A 20,676-nucleotide genomic window follows, 5' to 3' on the forward strand; every position below is an offset into this window, starting at 1 on the left:
CAAGGCCTTGAATGTCGCGCCTGATCTGTCTGACGATTTGTTTCTTGCTGCTGCAGGGCCTTGCCTTGCGCGCGCAGGAAAGCGCGATCGATCTGCGCGGCAGTGTCGATGACCAGGCCGCGTCCGACGAGCGCGCGGCCGGCGCACGGACCACCGACCCGACCAACGAGTTGCAGCGCCGGAATTCCGTCTACGAATTGCAGAACCGGGATTCCGTTGTCGGACTGCGGAGTACGCTGAATGCCGCCGCCGCCGAGACAGGATCCACCGGCCTCGGCACCGCCGGGCGCGTGACGCCGATCCGTGCCTTTTCGGACAGGCTGTCGGCGGCCCAGGAAATCGCGGCGGGCCAGGGCGGCAGCCTGGACACCACCGTCTTCGACGGCGAGACGACCTATGACGAGGCACAGGGTATTCGTCTCGGCTCGTTCACCATTACCCCGGAGCTGACGGTCACCGGCGGCTGGACGGACAACGCCGCCGGCTCATCGACGGGAACCTCCAGCCGGCAATACCGGATCGCCCCTGGCATCAAGGGGACGTCGAACTGGTCCAGGCATCAGCTCGATTTCGCCCTGAGGGGAAGTTACGTCGGTTATCCGGAACAGCCGAGCCAGAGCGACCCCAGCCTCACCGCGTCGACAACGTTCAAGGCCGACCTGAGCGCCTCCACGACCGCGACCGCCGGGGTGGCCTACACCTTTTCCCGCGAAGAGGCCTCCAGCGTGGAAAACATATCGGGCGATACCAATGTCCACGAATTGACCGGCACGCTCGGCTTCACCCGCAATGTCGGTCTTGTTTCGGCAACACTGGGTGCGGACGTCGACCGGACCTCCTACGCCACAGGGGGAGGGTCAAGCTCCACGAGCGGAAGGGACAATACGCTTTATTCGGCGAGCCTGCGTGTCGAGGGAAGAGGCGGGGCGATTTTCGAACCCTTCGCCGTCGGTTCGCTGCTGCTGCGCCGGTTCGACAACACCTGCAGCGATGCGATTTGCGAAAACCGGGATGCGAACGGCTATGAACTGCGCGGCGGTTTGACGATCGCCGCCACGCCGAAACTGACCGGCGAGATCAGCGGCGGCTGGCGGATCGAGGACATCAAGGACAACCGTCTGGCGGCTCTTCAGGGCGTCGTGGTCGACGGGACCCTCGTCTGGTCCCCGAGCCGGCTCACGACCGTTACGGCAGGCCTGAGCACGAGTTTCTCGCCGACGGATCTTGATTATGTGTCCGGGTCGATCATCTATTCCGGAGACCTGCGGGCGGCCCATTCCTTCTCCGACCGTTTCGTCGGGGAAGCCGGGGTGGGCTACAGCTACCGGACCTATCAGGGGGATTCCATTCAGACGAATACCCTGACCGGGTTCGTCGGCATGACTTACGCGGTGACGCGCAATATCGCGTTCAAAACGCAATATAACTACACCACCTATGACAGCAACACAGCCGGCAGCGATTATACGAAGAATTCGATCGAGGCGGGCTTCCGGTTCCGTCATTGACGGCAGGGGCGTGCAGCGGGTGGGCACAAAGGGGGCGAACACGATTTCGCCGTTGTGAGATGGCAATTTTGTGATGCGGGGTTTCGGGGCAGCGAACACCAGGATGCGGAAAAACGGGCACGAGGAGGCCTGTATGGTTTGTTTCAAAAGAGACGGGGCGCGGGTTGAGGCCGAAAATACCCGCCCCACGGGAATGCCGGGTTTCGCGCGCAGTCTGCTTGCTGCGGCGCTTTTGACCCTGACCACGGCTGCGGCTCAGGCAGATCCGGGGTTTGACCGGTTTGTCAAAGCTCTCTGGCCGGATGCGAAAGCCGCGGGCATCAGCCCGGCAACATTCAATCACATCTTTACCGGCATGGATCCGGATCCGGATACGGTCCGGCTGATGGACCAGCAGTCGGAATTCGTGAAACCGATCTGGGACTATCTGGATTCGGCCGTTTCGGATGATCGCGTCTCACGCGGGCGGGAACTTCTCGAAAAATACGACGGGGTGCTGGGGCAGATCGAAAGCCGTTACGGGGTCGACCGCGAAGCCGTTCTGGCGATCTGGGGCATGGAAACCAACTACGGCACCTATCTGGGTCGGCACAATGTGATCAGGGCCCTGGCGACGCTTGCCTATGAAGCGCCCCGCCGCAGGGATTACTGGCGCAGGGAACTCCTCAAGGCGGTCGGCGTGATCCAGGGCGGGCACGTCCGTTTCGAGGACATGGAAGGATCCTGGGCCGGTGCCATGGGGCATACCCAGTTCATGCCGTCGAGCTGGGAGGCCTATGCCAGGGATTTCAACGGCGACGGACGGCGCGATATCTGGACGTCGATCCCGGATGCCCTGGCATCGACCGCCTATTATCTGGAAAAGCATGGCTGGCAGACCGGCAAGACCTGGGGCTACGAGGTCAGGCTGCCGGCCGGGTTCGATTTCCATCTTGCTGACGACAAGACGACAATGACCATTGGCGAGTGGACCCGGCACGGTGTTTCGAGAGCCAACGGCAAGGAATTTCCGCGGCCGTCAGACAGGGCCATCCTGGTCATGCCGGCCGGCGCCAGCGGACCGGCGTTTCTCATGTTGAAGAATTTCTACGTGATCAAGCGCTACAACCACTCCACGTCCTATGCGCTGGCGGTCGGACATCTCGCTGACCGGATCATCGGCGGCGGTCCGCTTGCCGGAGACTGGTCGAGGGAATACCTGCCGCTGTCGCGGACGGAAATGACCGAACTCCAGCGGGAGCTGAACCGGCGGGGATTCCATGTCGGTGAGGCGGACGGCCGGGTGGGACCGGCGACCCGGAAGGGGATCAGGGCCTATCAGCGGGCGCGGGGACTTGTCCCGGACGGTTATCCGTCGGTGGTTTTGCTGGCACGGATCAAGCTGGACAGCTACAATTAGGTTCGATCCGTAACCGAGAGCAAAGGCGATCCCGTGTGCAACTTCGGCAGAAAGGCTCTGGGACGCGGCCTCAAGTGTCTGGCCGTCGTCCTCCTTGCCGTCTCGACCGCCATTGTCGTTCTTGAGCCCATGGATCCGGCCTTTGCGCAAAGCAGGGGCGCCCGTTCGGAAGACACCCGGTCCTTCAATCCGTTCCGGCCCCTGCTCCGTCTCTTCGGAGGAGGCGGCAGGGAACATCGTACCCGGCAGAAGGCCGACGCGCCGGCCAAGCGCGTCACCCGCCCGGCCGAAACGCCGCCGGCCTTCGCCGAAGAGCCGAAAGATCCCGATGCGGGCGTGATCCTGGTCGTCGGGGACCGGATGGCGCGCGGCGTGGGCGGCGGGCTGAAATACCTGCTCGCCGACAAGCCGATGGTTCGGGTCGAGCTCCTGACGGAGGACAAGAAAGGCCTTGCCGGAGACGCGGCGCCGGACTGGGATACCGAGCTGCTGGCGAAGATCCGCGGTGCGGACGTCAAGGCGGTCGTGGTCATGTTGGGGCAGAATGATCTTGGCAAGAAATTTTCCGGCGAACCGCCGGTCGAGTTCCTGACCGATGCCTGGATCGAGGCCTACCGAAAGAAGGTCTCCGATCTGGTGCGCACGGTCCGGCAGGAACGAAAGCCGCTGGTCTGGGTCGGTCTGCCGCCGACGAATGCGGAAATCACGAATACCGATTTCGGCCAGTTGAACACGATCTTCCAGGGCGAGCTGTCGGATTCGCGGACGTGGTACGTCGATATCTGGGACATTTTCCTGAACGAGGACGGCACCTATTCCTCCTACGGTCCCAACGTCGACGGCAAGAACGCCCGGCTGCGCAGCGGCGACAAAATCGGATTCACATGGGCCGGCTACCAGAAGGTGGCGTTCTTCGTCGAACGCGAACTGTCCCGCATTCTCGGCGGCTACGGTGGTTATGCCTTTGAAGGCGTCGATGACGATCCGGATTTCATCGTGCTCACGGGCCGTGTGACCTCGCCCGAGGACGAACTCCTGGGCGGGAAAGACAATACGCCGGACCTGAAGGAAGACTCGGTCGCCTATCGCTTCTTCGTCAAGGGCGAAAGCCTGCCGGAGATGCCGGGACGTGTGGACGATACAAAGCGGGCGGTTCCAGGCGGGTCCTGAAAATCAAAGCCGATAATGGAGAAACAAAAAGGGCCGCCCGGGAGCGGCCCTTATCGTTTTGAAGCCCTGCAGCATCCTACCTGGGCAGGTTGGTCGATCCGGTCAGGAATTCGTCGACGGACCGGGCCGCCTGGCGGCCTTCGCGGATGGCCCAGACGACCAGAGACTGGCCGCGGCGGACGTCGCCGGCGGCGAAGACCTTGTCGATGCTGGTCTTGTAATCGTCGGTGTTGGCCTTGACGTTGGTCCGGCCGTCGAGTTCCAACCGGCCGTCCGCCTGGGCGATATAGGTATCGAGCAGAGGTCCGGAAAAGCCGATCGCTGCCAGGACGAGGTCCGCGCGCAGGATGAATTCCGTGCCCGCAATGGGACGGCGCTTTTCATCGACACGGGCGCATTTGACGCCGGTGACATGACCCTCTTCACCCACGAGTTCCAGGGTTGCCGCGGAAAACTCGCGCTCGGCGCCTTCGGCCTGGGAGGATGAGGTGCGGAACTTGGTCGGCCAGTAGGGCCACACCGTCAGCTTGTCTTCCTTGAGCGGCGGGATCGGACGAATGTCGAGCTGGGTCACGGACAGCGCACCCTGACGGAACGCGGTGCCGACGCAGTCGGAGGCGGTGTCGCCGCCGCCGATGACGACGACATGCTTGCCGGCTGCCCAGATCGGCGCTTCGCCGGTCTCCGGCTCGTTGCCGACCCGGCGGTTCTGCTGGACCAGATAAGGCATCGCCCAGTGGCAGCCCTCCAGTTCCATGCCGCCCACGCCCGGATCGCGCGGACGTTCCGCTCCGGCGCACAGGATCACCGCGTCATGGCGTTCGGCGAGCTCGTCGAGCGTGACCGTGACGCCGACGTTGACGCCGTAGTGGAATGTGACGCCCTCGGCTTCCATCTGCTCGACCCGGCGGTCGATATAATGCTTTTCCATCTTGAAGTCGGGGATGCCGTAGCGCAGCAGGCCGCCGGCCTTGGGCTCCCGTTCATAGACATGCACCGTGTGGCCGGCCCGGGCAAGCTGCTGGGCCGCGGCCATGCCGGCGGGGCCGGAGCCAACGACGGCGACCGCCTTGCCGGTCTTGATTGCCGCCGGCTGGGGCACGATCCAGCCTTCCTGGAAGCCCTTGTCGGCGATCGCCTGTTCGACACTCTTGATGTTTACCGGAATGTCTTCGAGGTTCAGCGTGCAGGCTTCCTCGCAAGGTGCGGGACAGATCCGGCCGGTGAATTCGGGAAAGTTGTTGGTCGAATGCAGGTTCTCGCAGGCCAGTTCCCAGTCGCCCTGATAGACGAGATCGTTCCAGTCCGGGATCTGGTTGTCGACCGGGCAGCCGTCGGGCCCGTGGCAGAACGGGATACCGCAATCCATGCAGCGGGCGGCCTGGTTTGCGATTTCGCTGTCGTTCAGCGGGATCGTGAATTCACGGAAGTGACGAATACGGTCCGATGCCGGCTGGTATTTTTGTTCCTGCCGGTCGATCTCGAGAAATCCGGTAACCTTGCCCAAGGCAACCTCCTTGCAAACTCATGTCTCACTGACCGGCTGCGACCGGGTGTTCACCCCGAGAGCCGGCACGATTTCTTTTCCGTAGCTTATTGAGCGGCGATGCCCAGGCGCTGTTCTTCCATTTCGCGCAGGGCGCGGCGGTACTCGACCGGCATGACCTTTACGAATTTCGGACGGTAGGTCGCCCAGTCGTCCAGGATCATCTGAGCACGGCTCGAGCCGGTGTACTCGATGTGTTTCGCCAGAAGCTGACGCAGCCGTTCGTCATCGTGACGGCTCATGTCGCCGGTGATGTCGACGCGGCCCTTGTGCTCGATATCGCCTCCGTGGTGATGCAGTTTTTCCAGAAGATCGTCTTCTTCCGAAACCGGCTCCAGATCGACCATCGCCAGGTTGCAGCGCGATCCGAAGGAACCGTCTTCGTCCAGCACATAGGCAATGCCGCCCGACATGCCGGCTGCGAAGTTGCGGCCGGTCTGGCCTATGACGACGACGACACCGCCGGTCATGTATTCGCAGCCGTGATCGCCGACCCCTTCGACGACGGCAACGGCACCGGAGTTGCGCACCGCAAAGCGTTCCCCGGCAACGCCGCGGAAGTAGCATTCGCCTTCGGTCGCGCCGTAAAGGACGGTGTTGCCGACGATGATGGAATCTTCGGGAATGATGCGGGTGTTTTCCGGCGGGCGCACGATCAGGCGGCCGCCCGACAGGCCCTTGCCGACGTAGTCGTTGGCATCGCCCACGAGATCCATGGTCACGCCCTTGGAGACGAAGGCGCCGAAGGCCTGGCCGGCGGTCCCCTTGAGATTGATCTGCAGGGTGCCCTGGGGCAGCCCCTTGTTGCCGTAGCGCTTGGCGATCTCACCGGACAGCATGGCGCCGACGGAGCGGTCGACGGAACAGATCGTCTCGTCGATGATCGTCGGTTCCTTGCTGTCGAGCGCGGGCTTTGCCGCCGCGATCAGGCGGCGGTCCAGGATGTCGTCGATCGGATGCTTCTGGGTCTCGGTCCAGCGGATCTCTTCCGGCTTTGCCTCCGGCTGATAGAAGATCTTCGTGAAATCGAGGCCGCGGGCCTTCCAGTGATCGATGGCGGCTTCCTTGTCGAGGAACTCCGAGTGGCCGATGATCTCGTCCAGCTTTGCGACGCCGAGAGAGGCCATCAGTTCGCGCAGTTCTTCCGCGACGAAGAAGAAGTAGTTGATGACGTGTTCCGGCGTCCCCTTGAAACGCTTGCGCAGCACCGGATCCTGGGTGGCGATGCCGACCGGACAGGTGTTCAGGTGGCACTTGCGCATCATCAGGCAGCCGGCCGCAATCAGCGGCGCCGTCGAGAAGCCGAATTCGTCTGCGCCGAGGAAGGCGCCGACAAGCACGTCGCGACCGGTGCGCAGGCCGCCGTCCACTTGCAGGCAGACGCGCGAGCGCAGGCCGTTGAGGACCATGGTCTGCTGCGTTTCGGCAAGGCCGATTTCCCACGGTGAGCCGGCATGCTTGATGGAGGTCAGCGGCGAAGCGCCGGTACCGCCGTCATAACCGGAAACGGTGATGTGGTCCGCGCGCGCCTTGGCCACGCCGGCGGCGACCGTGCCGACACCGACTTCGGAGACGAGCTTGACCGAGATGTCGGCCGCCGGGTTGACGTTCTTCAGGTCGTAGATCAGCTGCGCCAGATCCTCGATCGAATAGATGTCATGGTGCGGCGGCGGCGAAATCAGGCCGACGCCCGGTGTGGAGTGGCGCACCTTGGCGATGACCGCATCGACCTTGTGACCCGGAAGCTGGCCGCCTTCGCCGGGCTTGGCGCCCTGGGCGACCTTAATCTGGATCATGTCGGCATTGACCAGGTATTCGGTGGTCACGCCGAAGCGGCCGGAGGCCACCTGCTTGATCGCGGAGCGCTGCGGGTTCATCGAGCCGTCGGGGAGCGGGTTGAAGCGTTCCGGCTCTTCCCCGCCTTCGCCGGTGTTGGACTTGCCGCCGATCCGGTTCATGGCGATTGCCAGCGAGGTATGCGCCTCGCGGGAAATCGAACCGAAGGACATGGCACCGGTGACGAAGCGCTTGACGATTTCGGATGCCGGCTCGACCTGGTCGAGAGCGATCGGCGTGCGGCCGAGCTCTTCGGCGCTCCTGATGCGGAACATGCCCCGGATCGTGAACCGGCCGGTTTCGGAGTTCACCATCTTTGAGAATTCACGGTACATGTCCGGCAGGTTGGAGCGGACGGCATGCTGCAGGGTGGCGATGGAATCCGGCGTCCACATGTGGCTTTCGCCGCGCACGCGGTAGGCATATTCGCCGCCGACCTGCAGGGAATTGCGCAGGATGGTCAGGTCGCCGAAGGCGTCTGCATGGCGCAGCACGGTTTCTTCCGCCACTTCCTTGAGGCCGATGCCTTCGATGGTCGTGGCGGTTCCGGTGAAATATTTCTGTACCAGCTCGCTCGACAGGCCGACCGCGTCGAAGATCTGTGCGCCGCAATAGGACTGATAGGTCGAGATGCCCATCTTGGACATGACCTTCAGGATGCCCTTGTCGATGGACTTGATGTAGCGGTAGACCACCTCGTGGGCGTCGACTTCTTCGGGGAAGTCCATTTCCGCATGCATCAGGAGCAGCGTTTCGAACGCCAGATAGGGGTTGATCGCTTCGGCGCCATAGCCTGCCAGGACGCAGAAGTGATGCACTTCGCGCGCTTCGCCGGTTTCGACCACGAGACCGACGGATGTGCGCAGGCCCTTGCGGATCAGGTGATGGTGGACGGCCGCGGTCGCCAGCAGGGCCGGGATCGCGATCCGGTTCCGGCTGATCATGCGGTCGGACAGGATGATGATGTTGTCGCCGTCCAGAACCGCCTTCTCGGCGCGCTGGCACAGCTCCTCAACCGCATCTTCCATGCCTTCCGCGCCCTTTTCGGACGAGTAGGTGATGTCCAGCGTCTTGGCTGAGAACTGGTTATCCGCGATATCGCCGATGGCGCGGATCTTTTCCAGATCCTCGTTGGTCAGGATCGGCTGGCGCACTTCCAGGCGCTTGGAGGTCGACAGGCCCTTCAGGTCGAACAGGTTCGGCCGCGGGCCGATGAAGGACACCAGGCTCATGACCAGTTCCTCGCGGATCGGGTCGATCGGCGGGTTGGTCACCTGTGCGAAGTTCTGCTTGAAATAGGTGTAGAGCAGCTTCGACTTGTCGGAGAGGGCGGAGATCGGCGTGTCCGTTCCCATGGAGCCGATGGCTTCCTGGCCGACGGTCGCCATGGGCTGCATCAGAAGCTTGATGTCTTCCTGGGTGTAGCCGAAGGCCTGCTGACGATCGAGCAGGCTCTCGCCGGCGACCGGCGCGCGGCCGCGCACTTCCGGCATTTCCTCAAGAACGATCTGGGTCTTGTGCAGCCAGTCTTTGTAGGGGTTGGCGGTCGACAGTTCCCGCTTGATCTCGTCGTCGGAAATGATGCGGCCCTGTTCCAGGTCGATGAGCAGCATCTTGCCCGGCTGCAGGCGCCACTTGCGCACGATGCGTTCTTCCGGCACCGGCAGCACGCCGACTTCCGAGGACATGATGACGAATTCTTCGTCGGTGACGATGTAGCGCGCCGGACGCAGGCCGTTGCGGTCGAGGGTCGCGCCGATCTGCCGGCCGTCGGTAAAGGCAACGGCCGCCGGGCCGTCCCACGGCTCCATGAGGGCGGCGTGATACTCGTAGAAGGAGCGGCGATTGTCGTCCATCAGCGGGTTGCCCGCCCAGGCTTCCGGGATCAGCATCATGGCCGCATGAGCGAGCGAATAGCCGCCCATGACCAGGAATTCCAGGGCGTTGTCGAAACAGGCCGTGTCCGACTGGCCTTCGTAGGAAATCGGCCAGAGCTTGGAAATGTCGTCGCCGAACAGAGGCGAGGACACGGACGCCTGGCGGGCCGCCATCCAGTTGACGTTGCCGCGCAGGGTGTTGATCTCACCGTTGTGGGCAACCATCCGGTAGGGGTGCGACAGTTCCCAGGACGGGAAGGTGTTGGTCGAAAACCGCTGGTGAACAAGCGCCAGCGCGGAAACGAAGCGCTCGTCCTTGAGGTCCTGGTAATAGGCGCCCAGCTGATAGGCGAGGAACATGCCCTTGTAGACGATCGTCCGGCTCGACATGGAAACGACATAGAAGCCGCTCTTTTCCAGTCCGAGCTGGCTGCGCACCTGGTTCGAAATGACCTTGCGCAGAACATAAAGCCGGCGCTCGAAGATGTCCGGGTCGGTGGAGCCCGCGCGCTTGATGAAGACCTGCCTGGATACCGGCTCGGTCGCAGCGATGTCGGGCGCCTTCGACAGGCTGGAGTTGTCTACGGGCACATCGCGCCAGCCGATCAGCTCTTCGCCCTCGGCGGCGATGGTCTGTTCGATGATCGCAACGCATTTCGCGCGCACGGCATCGTCCTGGGGGAGGAAGATGAAGCCGACGCCGTATTCACCGGCTTCCGGCAGGTCGATCCCCTTGGAGGCAAGTTCATCCTTGAAGAACGTGTGCGGGATCTGCACCAGCATGCCGGCGCCGTCGCCCATGAGCGGGTCCGCCCCCACCGCGCCGCGGTGGGTCAGGTTTTCAAGGACCTGCAGGCCGTCGGCGATGACCCGGTGGGATTTCTCACCCTTCATATGGGCGACAAAGCCGACACCGCAGGCATCGTGTTCGCGTGACGGATTGTAGAGACCATTGACGGCGGCCGCACCCAGTCGTTTGGCAAGGGTGGACCCGGTCGCGGTCGTTTCCGCCACGTGTCCAACTGCCTGCATGGCTGTACCGGTCGTCAGCTCGATCTTCGTCATGTGCGCCCTCAACGTTACCCCAGTCGCCGCCGTGGTTTGAAGCGTCGGGTCCCGTCCGGGTCGCGTTCCTGTCCGGACGCGGCTCGTGCGACGACCTTGGCTTCAGCCCCGGCTCTGTCGAAATATCTAACGTCTCGCCTCCGGAAGGCGAGCCGTCTTAATGACGCGGCCTGTTTGCAAGGCCGCCGGGAGCTTTCCGCTCCCGCCATTCGGCGCCATCCCTTTGGCATCCGAGCGGTCAGCCCGGCCTTTTCGATCCGATCGGTTCAGCGCCTCGTTTACGCATTTCTTGAACCTTTGATCAAAAAGGGACAGTGATCCTGTCCTATTCCGAGCGGCGCGACCATGCCAGATTTCGAAGCCATGGGCAAGACCGTTTATATACTGTAAAATTACAAAAGTTTCGCCCTCAATGTCCCAATTGCGAATTTATGACGTAACCGGGCCGTTTTGGCGTAAGATTCTTTCGTCGGCCTAAAACGCTATAATCGCTGTTCATTTTTCAGTCACGGCCGTTTGATTTCCTATTGAAGGGGGAACTGCCCATTTTTTCGTCACGGCAAGGGCGACATGGTGTCGTGATGCCGGACCAAACGAATTGCTTTTGATCCGAGGAGTCCGCAAATGAAAACAAAGGTCATGTCCGCCGCAATCGTCGCAGGTGCTGTCGCAACCGCCGTTGCCGGGATTTCGCTGCCGAACACCGCAAGCGCCCAGGCAAAGGAGAAGTGTTACGGCGTGTCCCTGAAGGGGCAGAACGACTGCAAGGCAGGGCCTGGAACCACGTGTGCCGGAACCTCGACGATCGATTACCAGGGCAATGCGTGGACCCTGGTCCCGAAAGGCACCTGCGAAACGATGGAATTGCCGGGCGACCGCAAGGGGTCGTTGACCGAGCTCGACCGCGATCTCCCGAAGGCCTGACGCTGCCTTTCTTCAAGGCTATATATAAAGCCGGGCGCTCCGCCGCGCCGGCTTTCCAGTCCGGCCTGTGACTTGAAAGGCGGCCGAAGCCGGCAAAGCGGAAATCGGCCGCGCCGTGAGATCCTGAAGAGGTCCCGATGACATCCAGTCCGCACAGCCCGACTGCCGTACCCCGGATTGCCCCGGACGTGCCTGCGCGGGCGGGCGCCGGGCTGAAGGCAGAGCATGTGGCCGAGATTCTGGACACCCGGCCGGCGATCGGGTTTTTCGAGGTTCACGCGGAAAACTACATGGGCGGCGGCGGTGCCCCGCACCGGCAGCTGCAGGCGATCCGCCGCGACTATCCGCTATCGTTGCACGGCGTGGGACTTTCGATCGGTGGCGACGGGCCGCTCGACCGGGATCATCTGCAGCGGCTTCAAGCGTTGAACACCCGCTATGAGCCGGGCCTGTTTTCCGAACACCTGGCCTGGTCGACCCACGACACGACCTATTACAACGACCTTCTGCCGGTGCCTTATACGCAAGTGACCCTGCAGCGCGTGTGCGATCATATCGACGAGGTGCAGGAGGTCATGGGCCGCAGGATGCTTCTGGAAAATCCCTCGACCTATGTCGCCTTCGACCGCAGCACCATGGGCGAACTGGACTTCCTGCGCGAAATAACCCGCCGAACCGGATGCGGACTGCTGCTCGACGTCAACAATGTCCACGTTTCCTGCGTCAATCACCAGAGCTCGGCGGAAGCCTATATCGAGGCCTTTCCCATGGAAGCGGTCGGCGAACTGCACCTGGGCGGCCACGCGCCCGATACGGACGATGACGGCCGGCCGCTTTTGATCGATGCCCACGACCGGGCGGTCGATGCGACCGTCTGGAAACTCTACGAACGGGTCCTGAAACGGACCGGGCCGCTACCGACGCTGATTGAATGGGACAATGACGTTCCGGCCTGGCCCGTGCTTCAGTCGCAAGCGCAGGCGGCGGACCGGATCCTTGAGCGGGTCACGGGCGTGGAGCTGAAACGTGCGATCTGACACCGATGCCTGCCGGACAATGTCTTCTTTTTCCGCCGCGCTGACCGATGCGGACCTGCCGGTGCCGGACGGTGTCGTCGGGCCTGACGGCAAACCGGCGCCGAAACGCTTCAACGTCTACCGCAACAACGTGATCGTCAGCCTGACGGAGGCGCTGGCGCAGACGTATCCCGCCATCGAACGTTTGCTCGGCGAGGACTACTTCAAGGCGCTTGCGCGCAGCTTCGTCACCGAACATCCGCCGACGTCTCCGGTGCTTTTATGGTACGGAGCGGAATTTCCGGATTTCATAGAGACCTTCCCGCCGCTTAGGCATTATCCGTATCTGGCGGATGTGGCCCGCCTCGAATGGGCCTGGCTTCAGGCCTATCACGCGGAAGATGCCGAACCGCTCGATCCGCAGGTGCTGGGCTCTGTGTCGCCCGAGCGCGTCGCGGATGTCCGTTTCACGATCCATCCGGCCGCAAGCTGCATCAGTTCGCGCTGGCCGGTGTTCTCCATCGCACTGGCGAACCGGTTTTGCCTCGAAGATCCGCCGGCCATCGACCTTGAACAGTCAGAAAGCGTGCTTGTCGCCCGGCCGGATCTGGAGGTCGGGCTTCACCCGATGCGTCCGGGAGCGGATCTGTTTTTTCGCGCGCTTGAAACACACACATTGCAGGAGGCGGCCAACAAGGCCCTTGCAGAGATATCCGAATTCGATTTGTCTGGTTGCCTGTCCGATTTCCTGTCCGTCGGAGCCTTCTCCGGCCTTGGTCCGGTCGGCGCTCCGGCAGATCGGTCAACATGACAAAGGGGGAGGTATGAGCGGTTTGATCGGTTTTCTCATGAGGCTTTACGGCGGCTTCTTCGGCGCTCTGGAACGCCTGACCAACGGCTGGCTCCTCGGCCTTGCCGCCCGCTTCGTCTTCGCCAGCGTCCTGCTCGTCTATTTCATCAATTCAGGCCTCACCAAGATCGGCAACGGCCCGCTCGGTTTCCTGTCGCCGAGCGACGGGGCCTATGCCCAGATCCTGCCGACCCTCATGGAAAAGGTCAGCTACGACACCAGCCAGATCCCGTTTTTCCCCTATGGACTGATCGTGCTGTTGGGGACCTGGGCGGAGTTCATCCTTCCGGTTCTGATCACGGTGGGTCTTTTCACCCGTGCGGCCAGCCTCGGCATGATCATCTTCGTGGTCGTCATGACCTATGTGGACATCACCGGACTTCACGTGGGGGCGGACACGATCGGGGCGCTGTTCGACGGCAACCCGAGTTCGCTCATTTCAGATCAGCGGCTGATGTGGGTCTTCGTCCTGCTGGTGCCGGTTCTGAAAGGCGGCGGATATCTGTCGCTCGATACCCTGCTCGGATCCTACTACCGCAAGCGTGAGCGCTATTATTATTAAAGCGGGTCCGGATACCGGTTTCGCGACCTTGTCGGCTGGCGAATTAGCTGATTAAACCGGGGCATGAATTTCGCCAGTGACAATTGGGCGGGTGCCACGGAGCCGGTGATGGCTGCCCTGGCCCGCCATCAAGCCGGAGCCGTGCCGTCCTACGGCGTGGATCCGCTTTCCAAATCCGTGACGGACCGGCTCTCGGAGATTTTCGAGCGCGAGGTCGCCGTCTTTTTCGTCGGAACCGGCTCGGCGGCGAACGCATTGGCGCTGTCCGCCTATACGAAGCCGGGCGCGGCGTTTTTCTGCCATCCGGATGCGCATATCCAGGTCGATGAATGCGGCTGTCCGGAATTCTTCACCGGCGGCGGCAAGCTGGTTTCCGTTCCCGGTGAAAACGGCAAGATATCCGTTGAAGCCCTGGAAACGGCGATTGCCGCATTCCCGGAGGGCGTCGTCCATCACGGACAGGCGGCCGCGATCTCCATCACCCAGGCAACCGAAAGCGGGACCGTCTACAGCCTCGACGAGATCCGGGCGATCAAGGCGGTTGCGGTCACACGGGACCTGCCGCTCCACATGGACGGGGCCCGTTTTGCCAATGCGCTTGTTTCCCTCGGCTGTTCGCCGGCGGACATGACCTGGCGCGCGGGCGTCGATGTCCTGTCCTTCGGGGCGACAAAGAACGGCTGCTGGTGCGCGGAGGCCGTCGTCTTTTTCGATCCCGAATCGGCCAAAGGCTTTGAATATGCGCGCAAGCGCGCCGGGCATCTGTTTTCCAAGAGCCGGTTCATCGCCGCCCAGTTCGAAGGCTACCTCGCCGGTGACAACTGGCTGAAGACCGCAACCCATGCCAACCGCATGGCGCAAAAACTGGCCGACGGCATTCGCGATGCCGGCGGGCGCACGGCCTGGCCGGTGGAAGCCAACGAGCTGTTCCCGGTCCTGAAGAAGGCGGACGCCGAACGGCTCAAGGCCGCAGGAGCCTTTTTCTATGAATGGCCGGCCAGCGGCGTTCCGGCAGAAACAGGGCCCAAGGAGGACGAAGTCTGCCTCCGCCTGGTGACAAGTTTTGCCACGACCGAAGCGGATGTGGAGCGGTTCCTGACCCATCTCGCGGGAACCTGATTCCCGCCGGAAATTCCGGCCGAAAACGAAATTGGGCGCCCGGTCTCCCGGACGCCCGTTTCGGCTCTAACGGTCTCCGCCTTTGTCAGGCGAAGCCGGAGCTTGTTAGTGAGCCTTGGTCTCGATCTGTTTCGGCGAACCGGAGCCGATCTCGATCTTGCGCGGCTTCATCGCTTCAGGAAGCTCGCGAACGAGATCGATGTGCAGGAGGCCGTTTTCAAGATGGGCGCCTTCCACACGGACGTGTTCGGCGAGCTGGAAGCGGCGTTCGAAGGCGCGCGACGCGATGCCGCGATAGAGAATGTCGCGGGTTTCGTCTTCGTCCTTCTTTTCACCCTTGATCGTCAGCACGTGTTCCTTTGCTTCCACCGACAGATCGGTTTCGGCGAAGCCGGCGACGGCCATGGTGATGCGGTAGTTGTTCTCGTCGGTCCGCTCGATGTTGTAAGGCGGATAGCTCGGCGTTTCCGCATTTGCGGAATCCAGCATGGAGAACAGGCGATCGAAACCGATCGTCGAACGGTGCAGGGGGGTAAAATCAAAATGACGCATGGTCTTGTCCTCTTCTGATGAGCAACGTTTCCACTGACTTCCATGGTCCCCCGACTTCGGCGGGACGCGGACAGTCTTTGCAGCGCAGGCCCGACTGGCGCCTGCATGCAAGAGATGGGAACGGGAAATTTCGCTTTCAAGAGGGAAAAAGCGGGTTCGTGAACCGGTCCAGAAGCTGAACGGGGCATGAACAAGGCCTTCCGGTTAGGTTCAACCGCAAAGGGTCATCTTGTCTTCAACGCCGGCACAGGGCTGGCGATGAGAAAAGGAGATCCGTTATGTCCATTTTGAAAACTCTCGTTTCCGCGCCGCTGGCAGGCGCGTTTCTGATCACCGCCGTGTCCCTCGGCGGCGTTGCCTCGGCCCAGGCCGCAGGTGCCCAGTTCAAGACCTCCGGGCCGGTTGCGGTTCAGGATATCGGCTTCCGTGGCGGACCTTATGGCGGCCGTCACTGGCATGGTGAGCGGCCGGGTCGCTGGGAACGTCTCGGTCCGCGTCAGATCCGGCGCAGCTTGAGGCATCGCGGTTTCCATCGGATTCGCATTCTCGACGTGCGTGGTCCGGTCTACGTGATCAAGGCCCGCGGCTGGCGCGGTGCACGGGTCCGGCTTGTGGTCGATGCCTTCAATGGCCGGATCCTGCGGCAGCACGTGATCGGCCATCGCGCCGGTTGGGGTCACCGCTGGTGAGCACAGAAAACAGGCGTCCCTGACGCAGGGGCGCCCGTTTCCGGTTGAGGACAGGATCGGCCGAAGGTATCAGTGAAGAACCGATTCCTTTGCAAGTTGCCGCATGACCCTGATCGATCATCCCGAAAACCCCATTCCCGACGGCGCGGTTGCCGGCATGATCTCCACACCGGACGGCACCGAATTGCGCTATGCGCACTGGGGGTCCGTCGGCGGCAGGCGCCGCGGCACGGTGACCCTGCTGCAGGGGCGGGCGGAATTCATCGAGAAATATTTCGAGACCATCCAGGATCTGCGCAAGCGCGGCTTCGCGGTGATCACCTTCGACTGGCGCGGGCAGGGCGGGTCGCAGCGGCTCCTGGGCAATCGCGCCAAGGGCTACATTTCCGGGTTCCGCCAGTACCGCCAGGATCTGGAGACGGTATTGAAGAAAGTCTCCCTCACCGAATATCCGGGACCGCATTTCGCCCTGGCCCATTCGACCGGAGCATCGATCCTTCTGTCCGATTCCGCACGTCTGCGGACCATGCTGGACCGGGCGGTGCTGATTTCACCGTTGATGGGGCTGGCGGATTTCAATCTGAAGAAAACCCGGCCGGGCCTGTACAGGCTCATAAAACTGCTCACCTTCGGGCGCTATCCGAAGCCGGATGTCACCAAATATACGCCCGGCGCCCGGAACTTCCTGGAACGGGTCGCCTTCCCCCTTGCCGCGGTCTTCTCCTGGATCGGACTGGCGCGGGCATTTGTGCCCGGAGGCAACCGCAATTTCCTCATTCCTTTTTCGGAAAACAGGCAGACCAGCGACAAGGGCCGGTTCGACCGCTTCAATGCGGTGCTGGCCGCAGCACCCCAGCTCGGGGTCGGATCTCCGACCGTCGGCTGGCTGCACAGCGCCGCCCGCTGCATGCTGTCCTTCCGGCGCCGGGATGCGGGCCAGAAGATCATGCTGCCCTGCCTGATCATTGCCGCGGGAAAGGACCGGATCGTCTCCACACGGGCAACCGAGGAATTTGCCTCCCGCTGCCGGGCCGCCGGTTTTATCGAGATTGCCGGTGCGGAGCACGAGCTGCTGACCGAGGCGAATGTATACCGCGACCAGTTCTGGGCGGCGTTCGACGCCTTCGTGCCCGGGTCGGATTACGAGTGACTTTGGCGGTTTAGATTGCCGCGCTTTCCAGCATGCGCAGCACCTTTTCATGCAGGCGGGGATCGCCGCATGCCAGAATCTGGCCGCCGTCAACCGGCGCGTTGCCCGACCAGGTCGTCACCACGCCGCCGGCGCCTTCGATGATCGGAACGAGTGCCGCGATATCGTAGGCCTGGAGGCCGGCTTCGATGACCAGATCGGCCATGCCTGCGGCGACCATGCAGTAGCCGTAGCAGTCTGTGCCGAAACGGGTCAGGGTCGTCGCCTCCTTGACGGCGTCGAAAACCGGTTGCTCGGACGCGGAAAACAGTTCCGGGGCGGTTGTCAGCATGACCGCGTCTCCGATCTTTTCGCAGGCGCGGGTTTTCAGCTGCCGGTGGCCGATCGGCCCTGCATACCAGGCCGATTTGCCGTCGCCGGCATAGCGTTCCTTCACGTAGGGCTGGGCCATCATGCCGAGACAGTCGGCGCCGTTGGTCCGCAGGCCGATCAAGGTGCCCCAGGTGGGCAATCCGGTAATGAAGGCCCGGGTACCGTCGATCGGGTCCAGGATCCAGATATTTTCGGCATCGAGATTTTCCGGGCCGTGCTCTTCGCCCAGAATGCCGTGATCGGGATATTCCGCATTGATCAGGGCGCGCATGGCCTCTTCTCCCGCGCGGTCGGCGATCGTTACCGGATCGAAGCCCGAATCAAGCTTGTTTTCGACATCGTGGTCCGACCGGAAGTGCGGCATGATGGCTGCTTCCGCAGCATCGGCGAGCCGATCCAGAAAATCGGCATAGATATGCGATAATTGCATAGTAGGGTTGTTCATTTGGAATGCCTGTATACCGCGAACGGGGAGACGGGAGGCGTCAGTTTGCCTCATTTTCTTTTTAGTTCAGTGACTTAAATTGTCAAAAGCAACAAGGAAGCGGCGGCTCAAAGGGTGATGCCCTAATTTAGTGCATCACCTGCCTACAAGGTAGGCTTGACCTTTGTGCATCGCAATGCGACTTTGTTGCAGCGCGAAAGGATCTTTCCTACTAGCGCCGCCCTCCTTGGGCGTTTCCTCCCTAGACTCGGGCCGCCTCATTAGAGTGCGGCCTTTTTTTTGCCCGTTTATCGAGTTTTCCGGCTGGAAACAATGATTTGTTCCGGAGGGGCTCCGGGGTCTGCGGCTAGATCAACTTTAGACCTCCAATCGGAATCGATTGGAGGTCTAAAGTTGATCGCTTTCAAAGTATTAGAGCATCTTTACTGCGTTCAATTGAACGCAGGATGCTCTAGCGGATTATTCGGCCGCGATGGAATCGGCGCCGAAGGCGGAATCCGGCATGGCCGTGAGTTCGCGCACGAAGCTGGCGAGATTGTCGGCCAGCGTGTTGAACCCGGAATGAAGGGTGTGGGCGCCCTCGTCCATGTAAAGGCCGCGGTTGATTTCGATCTGCAGCGCATGAAGTCCACTTGCCGGCCGGCCGTAGTGTTCGGTGATGAAACCGCCCGCATAGGGCTTGTTGCGGCTGACCGTGTAGCCGAACCCTTTCAGGAGATCCGTGGCGAAATCGGTCAGCTCCACGGCACAGCTCGTTCCGTAACGGTCACCCAAAATGAAATCGGGCCGTATCTCGGTCGTCTGGCATTTGATGGATGACGGCATCGAGTGACAGTCGATCAGGATGGCGTGGCCGAAGGTGACGTGGGTCTGGGCCAGAAGCCGCCGCAGGGTGGAGTGGTAGGGCTTGTAGATGTCCTCGATCCGGGTAAGCGCCTCGCTGACCGGCAGGCGGTGGCGATAGATCTCCTGGGCCTCGCTGACAACGCGGGCAACCGTGCCGAGGCCGCCGGCCACCCGGATGGAGCGGATATTGGCATAAGACGGCAGGCGGCCGTCGAACATCTTCGGGTCGAGCTCATAGGGTTCGCGGTTCACGTCCAGATAGGCGCGCGGGAAGTTGGCCTTCAGGAGAGGCGCCCCCATGGCGACAACATTCATGAACAGCTGGTCGACATAGGCGTCTTCGGAGCGACGGATCGCGAGTTCGTCCAGACGGGATGCATCGAGGAAACTTGCCGGATACTCACGGCCCGAATGCGGGGAATTGAAGATGAAAGGCAGGCGCTGATCGGCCGGTGCCAGGACTTCAAAGGCCGGCAGGCCGTTGAAGTCGGCCTGCGCCGCATCCGCGGTATCGCCATCGCTGGAGTTTGGCAAATTTCTTCCTCTTGTCGATATCTTCCACATCGTGCCAAGGAATCAACACGCAGTCCACAGAAACCGGCGCAAAACAGGGGGAGAACGGTTTCACCCTATCTTTACGCGGATTTCGGACTATAACCGGCGAGGGAGGTGGATTGTCCCTGCCTCGCCGGTACGGAGAAGAATGGTTGACCAAGATGCCGCGTATCCTTCTTGCGGAAGATGACAACGACATGCGTCGGTTTTTGGCCAAGGCGTTGGAAAACGCCGGTCACGATGTGGTGTCTTTCGATAATGGAAAAAGCGCGTACGAGCGCCTGCGCGAAGAACCGTTTTCATTGCTGCTGACGGATATCGTCATGCCGGAAATGGACGGTATCGAGCTGGCCCGCCGGGCGACGCAACTCGACCCGGACCTCAAGGTCATGTTCATCACAGGCTTTGCTGCGGTGGCCCTCAATCCGGAATCGGATGCGCCGAAAGACGCCAAGGTCCTGTCCAAACCGTTCCACCTGAAGGATCTGGTTCAGGAAGTGGACCGGATGCTGGCGGCCTGACGGCCGATCTTTCCGCCCTCTTTGAGAATTGTTTGACGGTTCTGCGAATTGGGGTCTTGCACTGATCGGCGATCCCCGTTATATCGCACTCCACCACGGCGCTGCGGCGTCGAGATACCGAGAAATTCGGGCGTGTAGCTCAGCGGGAGAGCACTTCGTTGACATCGAAGGGGTCACAGGTTCAATCCCTGTCACGCCCACCATTTTTGCGATTTTCGGAAATTTTTCGAAAAGCGCAGGCGGTTTCCGGAAGCGGGCCGGCGCAACGCAACAGGCGTGCAGCGGTTCTAAGCGGAGATAGCCATTGAAAACCGGGCGCCTCAGGCGCTCGTTCACGTTTTAGGGAAACAGGGCCCTTCCGGGGGACAGTACAATGAAGATCAAGAACTCGCTCAAAGCGCTCATGGCCCGTCACCGGGACAACCGCATGGTTCGCCGCAAGGGTCGCGTTTACATCATCAACAAGAAGAATCCGCGCTTCAAAGCCCGCCAGGGCTGAGGAAACCCGTTGAGGACGGCGCTGCCGTCCCGGTTTCGCGCAAATGTGATTATGGGATGGCCCGCCCCTCTCCGGAGCGATCCGATAGGATTGCTCTGTATTTGAGGTAGAGAGGAACGGACCGATGTCGATTTTTGTACTTGGAATTGATCTTGGCAAGAACGTGTGCAGCCTG

Annotated in this window: 17 protein-coding genes and 1 tRNA gene; 13 read left to right on the forward strand and 5 right to left on the reverse strand. The window is 61.9% G+C overall.

What is annotated here, in order from left to right; genetic code table 11:
- Positions 1-11 precede the first annotated feature (11 nt).
- From HK439_RS19290 to HK439_RS19300, 3 genes are all read left to right on the forward strand, one after another.
- A complete protein-coding gene (locus HK439_RS19290; RefSeq protein WP_190293111.1) occupies positions 12-1,508 on the forward strand; it encodes an outer membrane beta-barrel protein in 1,497 nt (498 codons plus the stop codon).
- A gap of 133 nt (positions 1,509-1,641) precedes the next feature.
- Positions 1,642-2,907 carry a lytic murein transglycosylase gene (locus tag HK439_RS19295; protein WP_328804196.1) on the forward strand — a complete coding sequence of 422 codons (1,266 nt, stop codon included), beginning with the start codon at positions 1,642-1,644 and terminating at the stop codon, positions 2,905-2,907.
- 33 nt (positions 2,908-2,940) lie between these two features.
- The gene (locus tag HK439_RS19300) at positions 2,941-4,077 is read left to right on the forward strand and encodes a GDSL-type esterase/lipase family protein (RefSeq protein ID WP_209011939.1); all 1,137 of its coding nucleotides are present in this window, start codon (positions 2,941-2,943) and stop codon (positions 4,075-4,077) included.
- Positions 4,078-4,153: 76 nt separating this feature from the next.
- Here the strand turns inward: HK439_RS19300 and HK439_RS19305 are convergent, their stop codons facing one another.
- Both HK439_RS19305 and gltB read right to left on the reverse strand, forming a co-directional pair.
- On the reverse strand, positions 4,154-5,584 hold the full coding sequence (locus tag HK439_RS19305; RefSeq protein ID WP_190293112.1) for a glutamate synthase subunit beta: 1,431 nt from the start codon (positions 5,582-5,584) through the stop codon (positions 4,154-4,156).
- An 86-nt stretch (positions 5,585-5,670) separates the two neighbouring features.
- Entirely contained in the window at positions 5,671-10,401 is a 4,731-nt protein-coding gene (gene gltB, locus HK439_RS19310) for a glutamate synthase large subunit (RefSeq protein ID WP_190293113.1), read from the reverse strand.
- Positions 10,402-11,025: 624 nt separating this feature from the next.
- Between gltB and HK439_RS19315 the strand changes: the two genes are divergently transcribed.
- The 5 genes from HK439_RS19315 (at position 11,026) to HK439_RS19335 (ending at position 14,872) form a co-directional block, all read left to right on the forward strand.
- Entirely contained in the window at positions 11,026-11,325 is a 300-nt protein-coding gene (locus HK439_RS19315) for a DUF2282 domain-containing protein (RefSeq protein ID WP_190293114.1), read from the forward strand.
- Between the two features lie 137 nt (positions 11,326-11,462).
- Positions 11,463-12,362, forward strand: coding sequence for a DUF692 domain-containing protein (locus HK439_RS19320; protein WP_190293115.1), 900 nt, complete (start codon positions 11,463-11,465; stop codon positions 12,360-12,362).
- Between the two features lie 19 nt (positions 12,363-12,381).
- A complete protein-coding gene (locus HK439_RS19325; protein WP_190293116.1) occupies positions 12,382-13,152 on the forward strand; it encodes a DNA-binding domain-containing protein in 771 nt (256 codons plus the stop codon).
- Between the two features lie 13 nt (positions 13,153-13,165).
- A complete protein-coding gene (locus HK439_RS19330; protein ID WP_190293117.1) occupies positions 13,166-13,753 on the forward strand; it encodes a DoxX family membrane protein in 588 nt (195 codons plus the stop codon).
- A gap of 63 nt (positions 13,754-13,816) precedes the next feature.
- Positions 13,817-14,872, forward strand: a complete 1,056-nt coding sequence (locus tag HK439_RS19335; RefSeq protein WP_190293118.1) for a threonine aldolase family protein — start codon at positions 13,817-13,819, stop codon at positions 14,870-14,872.
- Positions 14,873-14,977: 105 nt separating this feature from the next.
- Here HK439_RS19335 and HK439_RS19340 read toward each other — a convergent pair whose 3' ends face one another.
- Positions 14,978-15,424, reverse strand: a complete 447-nt coding sequence (locus HK439_RS19340) for an Hsp20 family protein (protein ID WP_190293119.1) — start codon at positions 15,422-15,424, stop codon at positions 14,978-14,980.
- A 278-nt stretch (positions 15,425-15,702) separates the two neighbouring features.
- Between HK439_RS19340 and HK439_RS19345 the strand changes: the two genes are divergently transcribed.
- The gene (locus tag HK439_RS19345) at positions 15,703-16,113 is read left to right on the forward strand and encodes a hypothetical protein (RefSeq protein ID WP_190293120.1); all 411 of its coding nucleotides are present in this window, start codon (positions 15,703-15,705) and stop codon (positions 16,111-16,113) included.
- Between the two features lie 103 nt (positions 16,114-16,216).
- Positions 16,217-17,263: an alpha/beta hydrolase gene (locus HK439_RS19350; protein WP_190293121.1), complete on the forward strand. Its 1,047-nt coding sequence runs from the start codon at positions 16,217-16,219 to the stop codon at positions 17,261-17,263.
- 10 nt (positions 17,264-17,273) lie between these two features.
- On the opposite strand, the gene hisN is transcribed toward HK439_RS19350, so the two are convergent.
- Positions 17,274-18,065 (reverse strand): histidinol-phosphatase, encoded by a 792-nt coding sequence (hisN, locus tag HK439_RS19355; protein WP_190293122.1) that lies wholly within the window; start codon positions 18,063-18,065, stop codon positions 17,274-17,276.
- A gap of 474 nt (positions 18,066-18,539) precedes the next feature.
- Positions 18,540-19,403, reverse strand: a complete 864-nt coding sequence (locus HK439_RS19360; RefSeq protein ID WP_235988019.1) for an N-formylglutamate amidohydrolase — start codon at positions 19,401-19,403, stop codon at positions 18,540-18,542.
- A 239-nt stretch (positions 19,404-19,642) separates the two neighbouring features.
- Between HK439_RS19360 and cpdR the strand changes: the two genes are divergently transcribed.
- From cpdR to ykgO, 3 genes are all read left to right on the forward strand, one after another.
- The gene (gene cpdR, locus HK439_RS19365; protein ID WP_190293130.1) at positions 19,643-20,002 is read left to right on the forward strand and encodes a cell cycle two-component system response regulator CpdR; all 360 of its coding nucleotides are present in this window, start codon (positions 19,643-19,645) and stop codon (positions 20,000-20,002) included.
- Between the two features lie 128 nt (positions 20,003-20,130).
- Positions 20,131-20,205, forward strand: a tRNA-Val gene (locus tag HK439_RS19370).
- 170 nt (positions 20,206-20,375) lie between these two features.
- Positions 20,376-20,501: a type B 50S ribosomal protein L36 gene (ykgO, locus tag HK439_RS19375; RefSeq protein WP_055677669.1), complete on the forward strand. Its 126-nt coding sequence runs from the start codon at positions 20,376-20,378 to the stop codon at positions 20,499-20,501.
- Positions 20,502-20,676 lie beyond the last annotated feature (175 nt).

It is taken from the genome of Roseibium aggregatum (assembly GCF_014692675.1).
GTDB lineage: Bacteria > Pseudomonadota > Alphaproteobacteria > Rhizobiales > Stappiaceae > Roseibium > Roseibium aggregatum_C.

Bases quoted from the DNA above. Each gene is read 5' to 3' on its own strand.
- gltB (WP_190293113.1), bottom strand. From the start codon at position 10,401: ATGACGAAGATCGAGCTGACGACCGGTACAGCCATGCAGGCAGTTGGA.
- HK439_RS19315 (WP_190293114.1), top strand. From the start codon at position 11,026: ATGAAAACAAAGGTCATGTCCGCCGCAATCGTCGCAGGTGCTGTCGCA.
- HK439_RS19325 (WP_190293116.1), top strand. From the start codon at position 12,382: ATGTCTTCTTTTTCCGCCGCGCTGACCGATGCGGACCTGCCGGTGCCG.
- HK439_RS19320 (WP_190293115.1), top strand. From the start codon at position 11,463: ATGACATCCAGTCCGCACAGCCCGACTGCCGTACCCCGGATTGCCCCG.
- HK439_RS19290 (WP_190293111.1), top strand. From the start codon at position 12: ATGTCGCGCCTGATCTGTCTGACGATTTGTTTCTTGCTGCTGCAGGGC.
- HK439_RS19330 (WP_190293117.1), top strand. From the start codon at position 13,166: ATGAGCGGTTTGATCGGTTTTCTCATGAGGCTTTACGGCGGCTTCTTC.
- HK439_RS19345 (WP_190293120.1), top strand. From the start codon at position 15,703: ATGTCCATTTTGAAAACTCTCGTTTCCGCGCCGCTGGCAGGCGCGTTT.
- ykgO (WP_055677669.1), top strand. From the start codon at position 20,376: ATGAAGATCAAGAACTCGCTCAAAGCGCTCATGGCCCGTCACCGGGAC.
- hisN (WP_190293122.1), bottom strand. From the start codon at position 18,065: ATGCAATTATCGCATATCTATGCCGATTTTCTGGATCGGCTCGCCGAT.
- HK439_RS19350 (WP_190293121.1), top strand. From the start codon at position 16,217: ATGACCCTGATCGATCATCCCGAAAACCCCATTCCCGACGGCGCGGTT.
- cpdR (WP_190293130.1), top strand. From the start codon at position 19,643: ATGCCGCGTATCCTTCTTGCGGAAGATGACAACGACATGCGTCGGTTT.
- HK439_RS19295 (WP_328804196.1), top strand. From the start codon at position 1,642: ATGGTTTGTTTCAAAAGAGACGGGGCGCGGGTTGAGGCCGAAAATACC.
- HK439_RS19340 (WP_190293119.1), bottom strand. From the start codon at position 15,424: ATGCGTCATTTTGATTTTACCCCCCTGCACCGTTCGACGATCGGTTTC.
- HK439_RS19335 (WP_190293118.1), top strand. From the start codon at position 13,817: ATGAATTTCGCCAGTGACAATTGGGCGGGTGCCACGGAGCCGGTGATG.